Annotated in this window: 12 protein-coding genes; 8 read left to right on the top strand and 4 right to left on the bottom strand. The window is 36.4% G+C overall.

The genetic code is table 11. From position 1 onward, the window contains the following. Positions 1-1,396 (bottom strand): GH3 auxin-responsive promoter family protein (locus SGJ10_13980; GenBank protein ID MDZ4759231.1); only part of this gene is annotated, 1,396 nt, incomplete at its 3' end. 147 nt (positions 1,397-1,543) lie between these two features. Here SGJ10_13980 and SGJ10_13975 point away from each other — a divergent pair. Then, complete coding sequence (locus SGJ10_13975) at positions 1,544-1,789, top strand: hypothetical protein (GenBank protein MDZ4759230.1); 246 nt, start codon at positions 1,544-1,546, stop codon at positions 1,787-1,789. A gap of 315 nt (positions 1,790-2,104) precedes the next feature. Continuing rightward, positions 2,105-2,494, top strand: coding sequence for a hypothetical protein (locus SGJ10_13970; protein ID MDZ4759229.1), 390 nt, complete (start codon positions 2,105-2,107; stop codon positions 2,492-2,494). Between the two features lie 13 nt (positions 2,495-2,507). On the opposite strand, the gene SGJ10_13965 is transcribed toward SGJ10_13970, so the two are convergent. Beyond that, positions 2,508-4,274: an ATP-binding protein gene (locus tag SGJ10_13965; protein MDZ4759228.1), complete on the bottom strand. Its 1,767-nt coding sequence runs from the start codon at positions 4,272-4,274 to the stop codon at positions 2,508-2,510. 114 nt (positions 4,275-4,388) lie between these two features. Between SGJ10_13965 and fabG the strand changes: the two genes are divergently transcribed. From fabG to SGJ10_13945, 4 genes are all read left to right on the top strand, one after another. Continuing rightward, positions 4,389-5,135, top strand: coding sequence for a 3-oxoacyl-[acyl-carrier-protein] reductase (fabG, locus tag SGJ10_13960; protein MDZ4759227.1), 747 nt, complete (start codon positions 4,389-4,391; stop codon positions 5,133-5,135). Between the two features lie 60 nt (positions 5,136-5,195). Further along, complete coding sequence (locus SGJ10_13955; GenBank protein ID MDZ4759226.1) at positions 5,196-7,289, top strand: hypothetical protein; 2,094 nt, start codon at positions 5,196-5,198, stop codon at positions 7,287-7,289. A gap of 179 nt (positions 7,290-7,468) precedes the next feature. Beyond that, positions 7,469-9,898, top strand: coding sequence for a M48 family metalloprotease (locus tag SGJ10_13950; GenBank protein ID MDZ4759225.1), 2,430 nt, complete (start codon positions 7,469-7,471; stop codon positions 9,896-9,898). A 4-nt stretch (positions 9,899-9,902) separates the two neighbouring features. Further along, positions 9,903-10,550 (top strand): hypothetical protein, encoded by a 648-nt coding sequence (locus SGJ10_13945; protein MDZ4759224.1) that lies wholly within the window; start codon positions 9,903-9,905, stop codon positions 10,548-10,550. Between the two features lie 118 nt (positions 10,551-10,668). Here the strand turns inward: SGJ10_13945 and SGJ10_13940 are convergent, their stop codons facing one another. Continuing rightward, entirely contained in the window at positions 10,669-15,060 is a 4,392-nt protein-coding gene (locus tag SGJ10_13940) for a hypothetical protein (GenBank protein ID MDZ4759223.1), read from the bottom strand. A gap of 60 nt (positions 15,061-15,120) precedes the next feature. Continuing rightward, a complete protein-coding gene (prmA, locus tag SGJ10_13935; GenBank protein MDZ4759222.1) occupies positions 15,121-15,951 on the bottom strand; it encodes a 50S ribosomal protein L11 methyltransferase in 831 nt (276 codons plus the stop codon). A gap of 361 nt (positions 15,952-16,312) precedes the next feature. On the opposite strand from prmA, the gene SGJ10_13930 reads away from it, so the two are divergent. Both SGJ10_13930 and SGJ10_13925 read left to right on the top strand, forming a co-directional pair. After that, positions 16,313-17,440 carry a glycosyltransferase family 4 protein gene (locus SGJ10_13930; protein ID MDZ4759221.1) on the top strand — a complete coding sequence of 376 codons (1,128 nt, stop codon included), beginning with the start codon at positions 16,313-16,315 and terminating at the stop codon, positions 17,438-17,440. After that, positions 17,431-18,516: a hypothetical protein gene (locus tag SGJ10_13925; protein ID MDZ4759220.1), complete on the top strand. Its 1,086-nt coding sequence runs from the start codon at positions 17,431-17,433 to the stop codon at positions 18,514-18,516. Before SGJ10_13930 ends, SGJ10_13925 begins: the two co-directional genes overlap by 10 nt. Positions 18,517-18,849 lie beyond the last annotated feature (333 nt).

Below are 18,849 nucleotides of genomic sequence, written 5' to 3'. Positions count from 1 at the left end.
TACCATTGGGAGCTCGTTGTATTTTGGGCATTTGCATGGCCATATTCTTAAATCTTTTGGCTTCGTAATCGCTGTTCAATTCCTGTAATTTATCATCGAGCAATTTGCAAAATATATGATAATCTTTGGGCTCTTTTTCAAATTCGATGAGCCATTGGTGGGTTGGCTTTTCGTGGCCGTCAAAATATATTGGTGCGGCTGTATAATCTCTCACGGCTGCTTCTGTATTTTCCGATGCAAAAGCTATGGCACGGTCGGCATTGTCTATCATCAGCTCTTCGCCAAATGCATTTATAAAATGCCGAGTACGACCGGTGATGGTAAACTTATAAGGTTTACTAGAAGTAAACCGAACAGTATCACCCACCAAATACCGCCACAAACCAGAATTAGTTGTAATAATAAGTGCATATTCTTTATTCAGTTCTACTTCATGCAGCAAATGTGTTTTGGGGTGGTCTGTGCCATAATATTCCATGGGCATAAATTCGTAGAATATGCCATAGTCGGTCATTAACAATAAATCATTTTTTGTTAAATCATTTTGTAATCCAAAAAATCCTTCGCTGGCATTATAAGTTTCCATAAAGTTGATGGGCTTTTTGGCAGTGAGCTCTTTGAACCTATTTCTATAGGGCGTGAAACTAACGCCACCATGTACATATAATTCTAAATTCGGCCACACATCCGTAAGGTCGGTTTTGCCCGTGAGCTCAAATATTCTTTCTGCCAAAACCAAGGTCCAAGTAGGCACTCCCGATACATTCGTTACATCATCTTTAATAGTGGCACGGGCCATTTTATCAATCTTATCTTCCCAGTCAGATAACAGGGCTACGGACAAGTCGGGTGTTCGAATAAAGTGTACCCAAAAAGGCAGGTTCATCATGAGCACGGCACTAAGGTCGCCATAAAATGAATTGCCACCCATATTATTTACTTGGTGGCTACCGCCCATTACCAATCCTTTACCCGAGAATACCTTGGTATCGGGCACTTGCGAACAATATATAGATAGCAAATCGCGGGTAGCTTTGAGGTGACAGTCTTCAACACACTCGTAACTTACAGGTATATATTTGCTCTTATCGTTAGTAGTACCGCTCGATTTGGCAAACCATTTAATTTCTCCTGGCCATAATATATTTTGCTCGCCCTTCATCATGCGTTCTATCCAAGGGGAAATTTTTTCGTAATTGCTAATGGGAACTCGGCTTTTAAACTGCTCGATATTCTGAATACTTCTATAACCATGAAGCTGGCCCCAGTCCGTATTTTTGGCTTCGTCCACCAAATGACGAAATAAGGCATGCTGCCCCGGATGCGGATCTTCCATCATGGCAGCCACCTGATCGCTGCGTTTCCGCAGGTACCAACTGTAAAAAGTATTGAACAATGACACTGTGGTACAAAACTATGATAGAGAAGGTAGTATTCCTATTAATAAAAAATTAATTTTGGGTGGGTCTTTCATTTGAATTGCTAACGATAAACAATAAAATTTTTCCTACATTTGCGTTGCAAATAATAATCAATATAGCACATGAAGGCAGCAGACTTAAATATTAACTTAGTAGAAACATACTTTGAGATGCTTAAGAACCTAAGTGCTGATAGCAAATTGGAGCTTATTGCTAAACTTTCAAACTCTACGAAAACAACTAGTTGGACAAAAAAGCATTCTTTAGAATCGCTTTATGGGGCTTTTGTTTCAAAGCAATCAGCAGATGAAATGATTAATGATATAAAGCAATCACGAACTTTCAATCGTAAAAGAGTTTCGTTTTGAAAAAATATCTTCTAACCTCATTTTGCGTTCTTTCATTATTATGTACTTTGGTCAATATACTAGTCTAAAAGAGTATGGATTTAGAGGTAAAGTGAAAAGTATTTTGACTTATCACCTTGAGTCCTTATCTACGAGTTTTGATACTACTCACCTTATTGATACATCACTATGGACATTCAAAAACCATTATTATTTTAGTGTTGAAGGAGATTTTATATGAAAAGAAACATATTCAAAATCTTCCGAATATCCAGAGCCTATTTTTAAATACATAACCATAATAAATACGAAAATAAAAGAGTAAGCGGTATTGTTATGAATGCTGATGGAACACGAACAGACTCTTTCAATTATAAATGGGTTTCGGACACTGCCTATGTAGTGACTCAATATGATATAGCTGGCAAAGTGTGCTGGATATATAATATGGAATTAAGCAGTAACTTTCGTGATAAGGCATGGAAAGGCCTTTATTATGATGAACATGCAGCTATTGTCTTTGCTCAAAAATATGAGAATATTATCGATGCTCAAAATAGAATAGTAAAAAGTATAGAAACAAATCTACTATCACAAGAAATAACAGAAGAATTCTTTTCATATTTTAAATTTGATGCTCAAAATAATCCAACAGAAATCCATATTTCTAAATCAAAAGATAGGAAACCCCGTGAAATAGCAATTAGATATTTTGAATACTATTAACTCAGACTAACAGTTAACTTTTCGGTAGTTCCAAAATAAAACTGCAACCTTTGCCAACTTCACTTTCTACTATAATATTCCCACCATTCGCTCTCACCAGATCAAAAGCTAGTGAAAGTCCAAGCCCTGTGCCTTCGTTAGGAGGTTTGGTGGTGTAAAATGGTTCGAATATCTCTTGTAATTCGGATAGTTTTATGCCGTCGCCATTGTCGGCAATACTAATATATATCTGGTTGTTTTTATCATAAGTTTTTATGATAAGTTCTGGTATAAAATCAGGATTGGTTTTTAGTTTTTCATTAAGTGCATACAAAGCATTATCAACTATATTGGTAACAGCACGGGCCAAATCTTTTTTGGGTTTATGAACAATCTCATTATATAATAGTTCCACTTGTGGTACTACCAAAAGTGATGGAAATCGCTTGTTGTTTTGCTCCATACTATAATATAATGTTTCCTCTACCATTTTACCAAAATCAAAATCTGCGGGTTTACTTTTCACATTGTCTAAATGGCGTAACATATTGGTAATAATTCCATCTGAACGTTTACCGTGTTCTGATATTTTACTGGTATTTTCTTGCAATAATTGTATAACAGCTTTTCTTTCCTCATCGTTGATGGGGTCGTGCAGTTCGTGGAGCAAATCGTAATTGAGTTTAGCAAAATTATTAATAAAATTGAGTGGATTTTTCAATTCATGAGCGATGCCAGCGGTTACTTTGCCTAGCGATGCCAGCTTTTCCGACATCACCAATTGGCTTTGCGTTTCTTTTAATTCGGTAAGTGCTATTTGCAAATTATTCCGGGCTTTGGTGAGTGCACGTAGCTGCACTGACATTAAAATTCCAACAATACCCAACATGGTCAATATAATAATAAGTACATTTTTATCGGATTCTTTTTCTTGTAACTGAAGTTCTTGTATTTCACGTTGTTTCTGCCCTAGGTCGAGTTTCTGCTGTTGGTTATTACGTTCCATATCCATTTGCTGATGCAACATTTTCTTTTCGCGTTCAGTCATTTGCATGGAATCCTTCATCAGGTTCAACGTTGAGTTCATCAATCCAACTTCGTCCTGCATTTGAGAAACCTTACCCTGCATTTCATTTGATTTCTTTTGATTGTCGAGCGTGATTTGGCAGAAATTTAGCTTCTCGTTTATCTTATTCAATGATGCCCCATCTGCTAGGGTAGTAGCCAGTTTCTTCGCTTCTGCCAATTGTACTTTGGCATCTTCAAGTTTATTTCTTGCTATAGAGATACTTCCCATTTCAATATTACAATGCATCATGCCTTTAGTGTTTCTTTGGCTCTGATAATATCCCAATGCGTAACTATAATAATTATATGCTTCATCGATATTGGCTTGGTTATTAAATATGGCTGCATTCTGATAATAGATAATGGCCAAGAGTTCATTGTCATTGCTGCTATGTCCCAGTGCTTCTGCATCGCTGCATTGTGCATGGGCTTTTGTGTAATTTTTTTCTTTATTATATAAATTTGAGAGCTGCAAATGTCCTATCATTTCAATTTTTTTCAGTTTCATTTTTTTAGCTTTCTCCGTTGCCTCAGTAGCCAAATCCATAGCTTGCTTGGGATCTGAGATTTGAAGATTTTTACTTTTCTTAAGTTTTTTCAGAAGGTCAGCCCCAGCTTTTACATTAGATTTATGCTTATCGAAAAAAGCATCGTCCATATCGCCTTGGGCTATTGCAGTATGGCTTAAGGCAACTAAACAAATGCTCCATAATATGATTTTTATTTTCAGCATGTATTAATTTGGGGATAGCTAAATTTGGGTTGCAAGTTATTGCAAAAGAATTGAAAATGAAAGGTACTATAGCAAATGCAATCAGCCAAAAGGCATTCGCCTTATATTTGCTGCATGAAATTACTCGAAGGAAAAACAGCCCTTATTACGGGTGGCAGCCGTGGTATAGGAAAAGGCTTGGCTGAAGCGTTTGCACAACAAGGTGCAAATGTGGCATTCACCTATTTAAGCTCTGTAGAAAAAGCAAAAGTATTCGAAGCAGAATTACTGGCTTTGGGCATCAAAGCAAAAGGTTACCAAAGTGACGCAGCCAAATTCGACCAAGCGGAAAAACTGGTTGATGCGGTGATGGCAGATTTTGGTTCGCTCGATATACTAATAAATAATGCGGGCATCACCCGCGACACCTTATTGATGCGTATGACTGAGCAGCAGTGGGACGACGTGATGGAGACCAACCTCAAATCTACTTTCAATCTCACAAAATCAGCTACAAAATATATGATGAAGGCTCGAAGTGGTAGTATTATAAACATGAGCTCCATAGTTGGTATTACAGGCAATGCAGGGCAAAGCAATTACGCTGCATCCAAAGCAGGCATGATAGGTTTTACCAAATCGATAGCCAAAGAACTCGGCTCTAGAAATATACGCTGTAACGCAGTAGCACCGGGATTTATTGAAACTGAAATGACAGGACACCTTAGTGATGAAGTGAAAGCACAATGGGTGCAAACAATCCCATTGAAACGTGTTGGTCTGCCCGCAGATGTGGCTAATGCCTGTATATTTTTAGCCTCCGATATGTCGGCATATATTACTGGACAAACCATTAATGTGTGCGGTGGCATGGTGATGTAAAACTGTATCATACTTTATCTGTTATTAACTTTAACCCGCTATATCCGTAAATACTGAACTTTGAATATCTCCACCCCATATCCCATTTGGTACCTATTATTGTGTTTGGTAATAGGTGCGGCTGCATCGTGGTGGCTTTACCGCAAAAATAAAATACCCTTCGAAGATTCGCAGCGTTGGCAATTATATATATTGTCTGGTTTCAGATTTATAGCAGTAAGTATTATATGTTTGCTATTGTTCAACCCCTTGTTGAATTCTGAAAATAGCCGTAAAGAAAAACCATTAATAGTGGTAGCTGTAGATAATTCGCAAAGCATCAAAGCCAATAAAGATTCAGCATTTTACCGTACGGTGCTCGTTGATAATATCAAGAAAATTGACAAAGAACTGGGTGATAATTTTGAAGTGAAATACCTCACTTTTGGCGAAAAAATAACAGACGGGAATAATATAACGTTCGATGAAAAACAAAGTGATTACAGCACACTTATCTCTGGCATTTATTCGCGTTACGAAAATAATAATATTGGGGCTTTGGTATTGGTGGGAGATGGTTTATATAACAAAGGTGTAAATCCTGTTTACGAGGCCAAAGCATTCAAATTTCCTGTGTTCACTATAGCTTTGGGCGATACCAATAGACAACGTGATATACGAATTAAAAAAGTAAAGCATAATGAAATCGCCTATTTGGGCAATACATTTCCTGTCAATATAGCTATAGCCGGCGATGGCTGTAATAGTGAACAAGCGAAGGTTTCGGTATTATATAAAGGCAACGAAATATTCACTAAAAACATCAGTATAGAAGGGCCAAATTATACAACAGATATTCCTGTTGTACTTGATGCAAAGGAATCAGGTTTGCAACATTATACTATTCAGGTAACGCAGCTTGCCAATGAAATAAGTTATATAAATAATACGTATCAATTTGCGGTGGAAGTACTAGATGGCAAGCAAAAAATATTACTCGCTGCCCTCTCGCCGCACCCCGATTTGGGGGCTTTGAAAAAATCAATTGAGGGCAACAGAAACTATGAAGCCAAAATAGTTTTTGTAAATGAATTGGCTAAAATTACTGATTTAAAACAATACAATTTGGTGGTGATGCACCAATTGCCAGGCACAAGTAATTCAGTACAAAATATATTAAATACTTTGCGTCAAATGCAAATTCCCACCTTGTTTATTGGGGGTTCGCAAACCAACTGGCAGGTATTATCATCGTATTTAAGTGGTTTAAGAATCAACACTTCGCCTACAAACGAAAACGATGCGATACCTATTGTCAATGGAAGTTTTAGTTTATTTTCGTTGAGTGAAAATTTAAAAAATAAATTGGGGAATTTCCCACCACTTAAATCGCCATTTGCCAATTATAGTAATACAAGTTTTGAAGTATTGGCTAACCAACAAGTGGGTTATGTAAAAACTAATAATCCTTTAATTGCTTTGAGCAAAGGTAATACTTGGAAGGTTGGCGTAGTATGCGGTGAAGGCTTGTGGCGTTGGCGTTTGGCCGATTTTAACCAGAACAAAAATTATGATGCTTTTGATGAAGTTGTGAATAAAACAGTACAATATTTGGGCGTAAAAAGTGATCTCCGACGATTCCGTTTGGTGAATTTTAAAACTTCCTATTTAGAAAACGAAGCTGTACAATTGGATGCTGAAGTATATAATCCAAGTTATGAATTAGACAATAAAAATGATGTTGAATTTTCTATTAATACCAGCGATGGAAAACTATATAAATATACATTTTCTAAAACAGCAAATTCTTATACTTTAAATGCAGGAGTTCTTCAACCGGGTATATATACTTATTCTGCCAAAACTACGGTGGACGGCAAAGTGGAAACGATCTCTGGAAGCTTTTCTATATTGCCTTTACAAAATGAATTGGGAGAAACGGTAGCCGATCATAATCTCTTGGGACAATTATCGCAGAACACTGGAGGAACGTTGTTTTATCCCAAAGAAATTGATAAATTGGTGAAACAACTTAAATCGAGCGAAGTAATAAAACCTATTTTATATACCGAACGCGAAACGACAGATTTGATTAATCTGAAATGGTTGTTTGCCATGTTGTTGTTGTTTATGACCGTGGAGTGGTTGGTGCGGAAGATGAACGGGGCGGTTTAGTTTGAGTGATTTTAATTACAATATAGCATGCCTTATTTATTGTCAATTTTAACGTAGTTAGTTCCTATTCTTGGGTCTATATTTAAAGGCAGTTTTTATTTATTTTTATAAATTATTATTATTATTATTATTATTATTTTATAATTTCTTTGTTATTATTGTGGCCAAATAATAAAGTTATGTGTAAATTTAAACGAGAATTGCCATTTTTAATTTTGATTTTTACGGTAAGGACAGTTTTGGGTCAGTCATCTATTGACTTCGACCATTATGAACTGATTAAATCTTCTGGTAATTTGCCAAAGGACGTTACAACTACTAGTACGGAGAAATACAAAAAATCTCTTGAAAAAATCTCTAAGAAAAAAATTTCTCATAAGGAGAAAAAAACACAAAGAGAATTTCAAATGTATGTTAATTTTAGTGTTGATGAAATACTCCTCAGTGGATTGGTACTATATAATGATCCACTTGGTGATTATGTAAATAAAGTAGCCCAAACCGTGCTCAAAGAGCAAGGGAATTTGAGTAATGAAATGAGATTTTATGTGGTCAGGTTTCCCTATGTAAATGCATTTACTACCAATTCAGGAATTGTATTCGTCACCATTGGACTATTATCGCATATTGAAAATGAGGCACAGTTAGCTTTAATACTATGTCATGAAATTCAACATTATGCGAAGGAACATTCTTATAAAGGATTCAAGCATCAAGTACAACTCGAAAAGGATTTAAATAAAAAGAGCAGTGGTCAAGATTTTGACAAGTTTATTAAGAAAACAGCATATAGTCGCGATCTGGAAACCGAAGCCGACGAAGAAGGTTTAGAATTATATAAAGAAAGCGGTTATAGTTTCGATGCTATTGAAAGCATGTTCGATGTATTACAATTTGCAAATTTACCTTTTGATGAAAAACGGTTTAGTGCCAGTTTTTTAGAAACCAAGAATCTCAAATTCCCAAATTCCTATATCCCATCAGATTCTGTTTTAACACCACTTGATATAAATTCCGATGCGTATGATGATGAACTGTCCACGCATCCTAATATTAAGAAACGCAGAGAACGGCTATTGGCCTTGGCTGCTAAAATGAAACCAGCAGGTAACTCACTTTTTTTGAACGGCGAGAAAGAATTTTTCGATATGAGGAAAGTGGCACGTTATGAATACATACACGTTTGTTTGGTGCAGCAGAAATACGAAGAGGCCTTTGTAAGTTTATATTTGCTTATGGCTGAAAACCCCAATAGCCATTATTTGCAAAAGTGCTTGAATCATTGTTTGTATGCCATGTCAAAACTACAGGTACATTATGGAGCAACTAACTATTATAGTATGGTGCATACCAGTTATAAAACTATAGAGGGAAGTGGCGGTGGATCATATTATTTTTTGGGCCGTCTAATAAAATCGGATGTTGGTCTTGTTTCAACAGCATTGGAAAGAATGTGGGAATACCATAAAGTAAATCCCAATGATAAAAATGCTACCAACTTGATAGAGGACTTAACCAAAACTTTTGTTGCCAAATACAATTTAGATTTTGATGCTCTTAAAAACATTGACCCAGCCAAACCTATAGGCAGTAAAGGGAAGAAATCAAAAATAACCAAATCTGAAAAGAAACAGAAAAAGGAAAAAAAAGTGGAAGTTGAACAAGATGATTCGGATGAAGATATAAACGCTACAAAAGATAAAAACCAGAAGGGAACAACCAAGGAGAAAAAAATAAAAAAGAAGAAAAAGTCAAAGAAAAATCTTCGTGAGGAATTTAACGAAGAAGAAATCAGGACAGAATCAAGACCTGTTTTCTATAGTATTCTAAAGGCATTGGCGGCAGATGAGGAGTATGCTAAACTATATAAAAAACTATATAAAGAAAAGAAAAATATACAGAAGAAAAAAGCCAATGAAGATGAAGAAGAGTCTACCATCAAGAAAGAAGAGTACATGGATATAGAATATAAAGCCTTTGACACGTATGAACTCGATGAAAGTGTTGCCATAGATAAAATGGTAATGGTAGCACCTTTTTATATAAAACTCAATCACAACAAAAAGGATGATTTCCGGTTCGAGAGCTCTGAAAACAAAGTGATAAAATTGAGCGAAGACATGAACTATGTGGCGAAAAAAATAGATATGCCTATTGATGATATCAATACTAAAACGTTAAAAGAAAATGATGCTGAAAAGCTCAATGAAATGTATTTAATCAATAACTTTCTGAACGAAAGTTCAACAGATCCAGAGTTTTCATTGATACCAGTCGATAAAACTGAAATAGATGGCTTTATAGCAAATCATGGAACGCAATTTATTCTAAAACTAGGTGTAATAGGTGTAAAGGAAGAAATAGACAAATTCGAACTTGCTTGTGCTATTGGAGTTTTATTACTAGGGGGGTCTAATTCTAGCGATAATTCTGCTGTAAATGTAATACTGAAAAATCACAATTATACCTATTTGCTTTCAAATGTTATTGACCTAAAAACGGGGCAGAGTGTATATTCCAGAGTTAAGATGTTTAACGCCCGAGATAAAGAAATAAGAGTAAAAACACATCTATATGAATTATTGTATCATATCAAAACCAAAAAATAAAAGTATGATGAAACTAAAACATATATATATATTGATATTCGGTTTATTCTTTAGCACACAATTGATTGCCCAAGCCCCAGGTTTGTTTGGCAAAACCAGAATTATTACTGCTGGCGTTGGGATAGGATATACGCCACTTCAAGATGATTTCGCACCTAATATTTCATTTACCTTGGCTTATGAAAGATCAAGAAACAGGGTTAGGGCAAGTGGCGTATATTATAGAACATGCCCAGTTGATAAAGATAGGTATACTGCTGCAAACAGTACAGTAATTTATAATGCGACAACTAAGACTAGAGTGCATGACATCATGTGGCGTTGGACTTGGTCAAATAAAACACATGGGGGATTATCACCAGTAGGAAGATATGGAACAATTGCCTTGGGTACAGGAATCGCCTCAATAAAATTTGACACCACCAATTCAACTGGATCTGGTAATTTAGCTGCCCCTTTTCGTAAGTTTATATTCGCTCCCATGATATGCTTGGGTATGGGTCGCAGAACTATTATAACAGAAAGTATACTCTTAAATTTTGGTGTTGAAGTAGCATACAGGTATCGGTTTGACACCTCCTATCCCGACAATTCATTATCCTTGACGTCACTTGCCAGATTTTATATAGGTGCTTGCTACTTATTGAAATAACTATATAGAGCTTGTCCAAAACTGCTCTTTATTCGTTACGCTCATTACAAAAAAATGGTTCCTTATAAGGAAAAACGCCCATGTTTTAAGAAATGGTATTATATATTGAGTTTCGTTATTACCACCCAGGAAAATCTCTCAAGAAATTGTTCTTTTGTTTTTCTGTAGATTCTCTGATACGGATATCTGGAGCTTTTACTTTGGGTCCTTCTTTTATTATAATCTCATTAAACTTGGCTTCGCTGCTCAATCCACCCAAAGTGCCTTTACTAAAAAAGAAGTAATACCAAGTGCCTTTATTGGTAAGCAGATACATATTCATAATATCGCCCTGCTTTTTCTTTTCAATAGATATTTTTATTTTCACAAACTTATTGAGAGCTTTCTTATTGATAGCTGTTAACCCCGCTTCTCCATCATATATATATCGTTTGCTTTTGCTATGCCATTCCAACTTTAAATTGCCAAAAACCAAGGCTTTTTCAAACGCATTCGCAACCAAAAATTTCTCGTCTTCTGTATATTTTTTTAACCATTTCTCCAATGTCTTATCATCTAAAAACTCTGCTGCACACTTCTTTGAAAATTCACTATTATACCTAACATTTTTTGCCCTTTCATTATCAGCTTCAAAATTATCGAACATATTATTTAATGCCGATTTTGGAAAAGGAAAATCCATGAGTAGCATCGTTTCAAAATTCACCGTAATGGTATCTCCCATTGCCACATTGCAATTACCGGCAGCTTCTATTTTGATATCGCTCATTTTAAAATTAAAATTAAACTTGCCTTCTCCATACACTTCGTTCGTGGCTTCCTTAAATAACATATAAGAACCACGCAAAGATTTTTTCAAGTACCTAGCCGAGTCGGTAATAACAAATTGTTGGTAGGGCTCATCATAATATAATACGCCATGCCCACGTAAAATTTCATTATCTCCAAAATATCTTTTCCTGCACGAAAAACCTGCATATACATGGGGCGAATCAGCATTATAGGCTAGGCCAGTAAATAGGTCTGCTTTGTATTGATTTTTTGGATGACTGAACGATAATATTACGGAGTCGGGGTTGATGCGTTTGGTGAATTGATAAGGCTCTGTTTTAAGTGTCCACATTTCGTGTATGGGCCTCACAAATCCGTCAAATTCGAGGAATAAAGCATTCGACAGTAAATTTATATTTCCTTTGAAACCGAACTTAGGTCCCACCAAAAAACTATCCCGATCATTAATAGGACAAGTACCTACAATACGGCCACGTTGGTTGTCTGTTATTTTTTCAAAATGTATAACTTGCTTATGTCCTTTCGAGTCGACATAATCATAAAAACCACCACCTTCCATTTTGTATTTACCCCGAATTTGGATTTCGCAATCATATAGTTTATGATATTCGCTCACACTGTCGCAGGTTAGTTTTGAGTTGAGCAACGGACGCATATATGCTTCTGATTCTACTACCACATTTTGCTTGTCGGGATATATTTTTCCATCACATACATTGATGAAAGGAACTTCGTTAATATCCAAAATATTGTTCGACATCGTAAAGCTGGCTCTGCCCGCTGTGAACTTGAGAGAATCTTGCCCATTCTTGGTAGATACAAAGTGTGGATCGTCAGTACCCACAGGTTTTGAAAGTGTAATTTTACGCTGGTCAATCTCCCATTTAAAGTCGTTCAGGTTGGTGCGGTAATCATTGATGGGGAAGAACGTATTTGCACCTTCGTTGTTCGATTTGAAATCGCCATAACGTTTTTCAAAATCAACAAATGAATTTACATTGTTCGATAAAAATGCAATCCTTGTTGTATCGTCTCCTTTTATCTTAAAGTCGGAGGTGGCGGCATTCACCGTTATTGGGTGGAAGTCGAACACCTCAGATGCCAGCACTGCTTTATCAAATTCTAACCGCCCACGACCTTCTAGTGAAACTGGAGACAAGGTTACGGTACCAAACATATTTGCCTTGCCTTTGAATATATCCAATGGTGTTTCCCTATTGCTCACATCCATTTGGTCTTCTTTTGCTTTCCAATGCATATATACATCGGTGCCTTTCACATCGGGTACAGTAGCGGTACGTGCAATATTATATTCTTCGAACATGCCATTTGTTGAGTCCAAAAACATAAAATACCTGGCTGAATAACCTACCGATGTGAGGTATTCTATTTTACCAGTTCCTATAAAACCCTCATTACTTAATGATACTTGGCCGAAGTTTTTACCTTTGCCACCGTACATTGCAAATCCCTCAGGAGGATTTTGGCGAATAAAACCCAATGAGTAATCTTTTTGTACCGTTAGTGTATCATTGAAATCTGGAACAATACCTCCCGACGAAAACAGGCCAGAGAGTTTGATGTCTTCCAATTTGAAATTGTCCAAACTCCTGATGGTAAAGGGATCTGTTTTAAAATAAAATTCTTCTCTATTATATACACCACCAAAAATTTCGGGCTTATCATAGTACACCATAGCACCGCGGTCGCTCACAAACATGGGGTACTCCGGATAATCTTTCAATCCTGATTTGTTATTTTCTTTATCTATATATAAAGTACCATATATATTTTGTAGTACGGTTTTTACCAATACATATTTTTCAGGATTTTCACGCGAAGGACATACAAACCGCATCGAGTCAACATTATCCAATTTAATTAGAAAATTATTATAATCGAAATAAAAGTTCTTTCCGTAAAAATCGAATCGTCCTGCATGCATTCTGCCACCAAAATACATATTTCTATTTTTGCGTACCGTGAATTGCTGCGAAGTAGGCACCACATATACACTTTGCGAATCGGAAAATTGTAAGCCTTTAACACCCTCCAACACCAAGTCGTTGTTCACCAAGTTTATCACACCATTTGGCTTTGCTGAAATTACAGATTGCATCCCAATTACATCAAAATCGGAAATTTTTTCATGGGCCAAAAAGTATTCTGAGGTCTTGGGCAATACAGTTACGAGATCTTTCTCAGTATCATACAATATAAACCCTTTATCATTCATCAAAATAAGCAATCCAGTAACATATTCGGTTTTGTTATTTAAGAATTGTGCAAATTCAGCAGGTGTAAATATTTGAGGGGTGGGATAGCCATCTTTCTTTCTTTTTAACACAAAAGTCCGCATCCTTTCAATGGGGTTATATTCCAATATTCCTTGCATGGCATCATAACGCTGATCCCTAAAATAATTGCCCGATTCGAACTTAGCTGTACCTGATGGATTTATCATACTAAAAGCATAAAAAGGTAAATCGATGGTCCAAAAAATTGCATCACAGGTAATTTCCATGCGGTGATAGGAATCTTTGAATGGCGTAAGTCCAAAGCCTTTATCGCTGCGGGTAATAGAAAGTTCGCGGGTTTTCTCGCTAAAATTACACCCTGCCGAAAGGTGAAATACCGAATCTAGTTTGTCGGTAGCTGAGTCACGCATATATAAACTTATCATTGCGTTATCTGTAATAATCCCTGCTGGTTTTATCACAAACTCTTTTTTAGCATAAGCTCGCCCAGTTAATTTATTTTTATAATATATGTCGATTTTGGCTCGTACTGAATCATTTCCGTTCGACTTTATTCCTTGTCCTTGGTGTATAAAACCACCAGTTAAATCAACTCCAGGAAATATATTTTTAATAAACAAAGTTTTTTCGTATGAATTAAATTTTGGGAAAAAAGTGCCCGCACCTTGTGTTACATTTCCTTTGTCTTCGAAGCCTCCCAGCAATACCTGCGAAAAGAAATAGCTATTTTTATATATCACCGAATCTGCCTTGAAATCGGAGCGACTGGTATTAAGGTTGTAATTATTTAAATGCACATAAACCTTGTTAGTGTCAAGGCCTGTCCTTCGCCAATCTATACGACCTTTTTTTCCTACCCATTCATTTTTATAGGGCAAATAAGTTCCAGAGGTATTGCGTATAAATATGGTGTCGGCATCGGTTACTGTGCAGGTGATGTCAATGTTTTTGAGTTTGAGTATTGGATATCGCTTGAATTGTAAATCATAGTTTTCGGCATTGGTGGTCCATTCATGCCTATCGTTAGCAAATAAGGTGCGACGTGTGAAGAAATTAAGTGAAAAGTTTAAGAAATTAGGCAACTTTTCGGGATCATTTTCCAAGGTTTGCAAGTAATATCCTTGCCAAGTATCAAGTCCAGTTTCTTCGGCGGGGTTAACTAAAAAATAGTTAACAATTTGTATATAAGGCCAAAAGAAATCTTCCTGTGTTTTGCCTGACATAATCATGGTATTACATATTTTCACCAAGAGGCGTTTTTGTGGCGTGGTGATTAGGTTTTTGTTCCAACTTTTAATAAACTTTGCGGCGTCGTCGTTTAATTTGCTGTTGGCAGCTTCGCCTATGTATTTTTCAAAATCATTGATAAACTTCACGGTATCTACATTGAAAAATGTGATTTGAGAAAAAGCGTTAAAACTTAATAAAATGAAGGCAAGTAGCCAAAGATGTTTTTTCATGTAAAAATATAAAAAGTGATATCGTAATTAATAACGTAAAAGCTGCGTTTTTATTATAAACTATTTTTTTACGAGTACCATTGCTGTCCAATCGTTTTCGTTAATTTTTTGGTTCAAAGTTAGGCCATACGGCAAGGCAACACTCAACAAATCGTCCACATCATTTTCATAAAAACCGCTCATTAACAATAGGCCACCTACTTCGATTGTACTAGCCATTTCGGCCATGGTAGCAGTTAATATATTCTTGTTGATATTTGCCAAAACCAAGTTGAAAATTTTCCCTTTTGCTTTATCAATATCACCTTGCTCAAAAACAATATTTTTGATGTCGTTCAATTGGGCGTTTTCATATAAATTTTCTGCAGCCCAGTCGTCTATATCTACTGCAAATATTTCCGTAGCACCAAGTACAGAAGCCATCACAGACAATACGCCTGTGCCGCATCCATAGTCAAATATATATTTATTTTTAAAGTCCTCCGCTAGCATCAATTGCAACATGAGCCTTGTAGTTTCGTGGTGGCCCGTGCCAAAACTCATTTTAGGTTGAATGGTCAATTGGTGCTTAAAATCGGGCATTGCAGGGTGAAATGGGGTTCTAATATATATATCTTTATGGATGCATATAGGTTCATACGATGCTTCCCATTCCGCATTCCAGTTGCGTTGTTCAATTTTATTTTCGATTATTCGGCTCAAAGGTATTTCGTAAGCATGTATCAAATCCTCAAAGCGTCTTCGCAGAAATATATTCTCTGGTATAAATGCCGAAAAACCATCGTCGTGCTCCACAAACCCTTCAAATCCATCTTCAGCTAATTCAGATATAAGCATATCTTTGGTGTTGCCAATGGCAGGAATACGAAACTCTAAGTAGGGTTGGTTCATAAGGGCAAATTTGGTTCAAAAACTTGGGTTACGCAAATGTTTAGGAATAAGGTACTAGGAATAAGGAATAAGACCCCTGCTGACGATATAATACCAATTCTTAAACTATAATAGTTCTCCGCCTGTGGCGGATTTGGTTTGTAGAATGGTAATGCCGAACTACATCCCGAAAGCCCGCAAGCTTGAATGGGATTAGTCCCTTTCTTTTGGACTATTATATTTTGAGTTTCGGTATAAAATGGTTTGTATTCTAATATGGAAATATATAATAGCATAGGCATTAAGTTGCTAACGCTATTATTTCCCGAATGGCCTTATTTCCTACTCCTGAATCCTAGTTCCTTCCCCCTATATTTGCACCGTGCCTACCGTACTTGAATTATTCCACCACTACCTCGACAATAGCTCCAATTGGTTATATCATCTTCTTGAACCCATGAGGGGTGTAACTCTAAAACTGGCAGCCCCAGTTTATTTGAACCCACAATTCGATTTGCAAGGAGATAAAATACCGATGCGGAATAATCTAGGGCATGTACCTACAGGTTTGCTGGGCAATATCAAACACAAGCAAAATATAAAATATATAAAGAAATGGATTTTGGAGAATGCAAGTCAGTTCGATTTGGTACATGCACATTTTTCGATGGTGGGATGGGAGTATCTAGAAGTATGTAAACAGGTGAATAAAAAACTGATTATATCTTTCTATGGGTTCGATTATGAATACCTGCCCCATGTAGAACCCATTTGGCAAATCCGCTACAAACACATGTTCGACTTAGCCGATATATTTGTGTGTGAAGGCCCGCACGGCAAAGAAACCTTAATAAAAAAAGGATGCCCTGAGCAGAAGATATATATCATACCTTTGGGTGTAAATGTGCCCCCAGCCATACCAGAAAAAGAAAAAAAAGTAAGCGAGCTCAATCTTATTCAGATAGCTAACTTTAAAGAAAAAAAAGGACATATAGACACTTTGGTAGCTTTCGCAGCAGCCTTGGATAATTGCCCTAGTATGCACCTCACCTTAGTGGGCGATGGCCATACTATTAATGAATGTCGTGAGTTTGTAGAGTTCGATAATATACAAGAAAAAGTTACCTTTATTCCGCATTTGGCTTTCGACAAATTGCCTGAGCTTTTATATAAAAACCATGTATTGATACAACCCAGCAAGCACAGCATTGAACACGACTGCGAAGGCGGTGCACCTGTGGTTTTGCTAGATGCGATGGCCAATGGCTTACCTATTATTTCTACCAAGCACTGCGATATACCACACATAGTGATTGATGGTGAAACAGGGTTACTCTCGGATGAAAACGATGTATTGTTTTTACAAAAAAATATAGAAAAATTTTACAATATGGACGATAAAACCTATCATACTTTCTCCAACAATAGTTATATACATGTAAAACAAGACTTCAATCATATAGTCTGCTCAAAAAAATTGGAACAGTTGTATGTGGAACTATGCAAATAATTGTTGCTGCATATAACCGACCAACGGCATTGCACCAAATGCTACAATCCTTGCACAAGGCTACCAAACAGGGCACTATATCTCTAACGGTAAGCATCGATTTTTCCGACAAGCAGGCAGAAGTATATAAAGTTGCAAACGATTTTGCCTGGAATTTCGGGACTAAAAACATGATACAAATGGATACCCATTTGGGATTAAAAAAACATATATTAAACCTGATTGCACAAATAAATAATGATACACTTAGTATAATCTTTGAAGACGATTTATATATAGCAGATAATTATCATCAATATATAACAGAAGCATATAGCTATTATCATACTGACAAATATATTTGTGGCATATCCTTGTATCACCAGCCTTATCACCAACTCACGGAACTGCCTTTGTGGCCTTTGTTTGATGGGAGTGATGTATATTTTATGCAGTACCCATCTTCGTCAGGTTTTGTCTTATTCCCTTGGGCCGCAAAAGAATTTTTAATTTGGATTGAAAATAAAAGTGATGAATATTTATATACTTTGGCCTTGCCCGAAAAAATTGCAAATTGGCCCGAGAGTTCATGGAAAAAATGGCTCTGTGCATGGATGGTGGAAGAAAATAAATATATGGTTTATCCGAGAGCTTCTTTTTCTACTAATACAGGAATAGCAGGCGGGCACCATAGCAAAAATAGCAATCAGTTTCAATCAAATTTATGGGTAGGTTTTGAGGGGCATGCACGATTTAAATCGTTTGCAGAAAGTGACGCGATATATGATAGTTATATGGAACATATTCCCATCGACAATATTAGTTTTGATATATATGGACAAAAAAAATCAGAACATATTATCACCGAAAAAGTGCTTACTTCTCAAAATATCTCTACTGTAGAAAGTCGATATGCTTTAGATTTGAAACCGCCAGAGCTCAATTATATCAATAGAATTGAAGGTTCGGGTCTCAACTTGGTGAACTCCTCAGAAAAAAAAATATATAATACTGTACCTCAGCATTTGGTTAACTATTTTATACCACAAAGTTCGCCAGGCATGTGGTTGAAAAATTGGATTAGGAATAAGATATAGTAATATGCAAAAACCAATTATTGTTACCGTTGGCAGAGCGGCGACAGCGTGGCGGTCGCATACCTTGCAGTTATAGGGCCATATTCATTAAGTCACCGTTCGCAGTGCGGCGACAACAGGTTTGGATTAAGAGTAAGATTTAGTGATCTGCAAGGACATCAGCTATAGCCACCGGTCGCAGAACGGCGACAACGGAGTATCTGAACAAAGAAAAATCAGGCAGAACGAAGCACCCAATTTATTGCAGATTTCTGACTTATTCTCATTTTAATTCCTGCATTTAAAACCGGTCCACCGCCAATTCCAATTTCGTAGTTAAGCGAAAGACGTTTC

The organism is Bacteroidota bacterium (assembly GCA_034439655.1).
Lineage (GTDB): Bacteria > Bacteroidota > Bacteroidia > UKL13-3 > UKL13-3 > CANJUD01.
Note: the sequence above shows the minus strand (reverse complement) of the source record. Positions and strands in the feature narration are given on the sequence as shown.

What these genes read in the sequence shown, in the direction of transcription:
- SGJ10_13945 (MDZ4759224.1), top strand. Translation starts at nt 9,903, where the DNA reads ATGATGAAACTAAAACATATATATATATTGATATTCGGTTTATTCTTT.
- fabG (MDZ4759227.1), top strand. Translation starts at nt 4,389, where the DNA reads ATGAAATTACTCGAAGGAAAAACAGCCCTTATTACGGGTGGCAGCCGT.
- SGJ10_13965 (MDZ4759228.1), bottom strand. Translation starts at nt 4,274, where the DNA reads ATGCTGAAAATAAAAATCATATTATGGAGCATTTGTTTAGTTGCCTTA.
- SGJ10_13950 (MDZ4759225.1), top strand. Translation starts at nt 7,469, where the DNA reads ATGTGTAAATTTAAACGAGAATTGCCATTTTTAATTTTGATTTTTACG.
- SGJ10_13975 (MDZ4759230.1), top strand. Translation starts at nt 1,544, where the DNA reads ATGAAGGCAGCAGACTTAAATATTAACTTAGTAGAAACATACTTTGAG.
- SGJ10_13940 (MDZ4759223.1), bottom strand. Translation starts at nt 15,060, where the DNA reads ATGAAAAAACATCTTTGGCTACTTGCCTTCATTTTATTAAGTTTTAAC.
- prmA (MDZ4759222.1), bottom strand. Translation starts at nt 15,951, where the DNA reads ATGAACCAACCCTACTTAGAGTTTCGTATTCCTGCCATTGGCAACACC.
- SGJ10_13970 (MDZ4759229.1), top strand. Translation starts at nt 2,105, where the DNA reads ATGAATGCTGATGGAACACGAACAGACTCTTTCAATTATAAATGGGTT.
- SGJ10_13925 (MDZ4759220.1), top strand. Translation starts at nt 17,431, where the DNA reads ATGCAAATAATTGTTGCTGCATATAACCGACCAACGGCATTGCACCAA.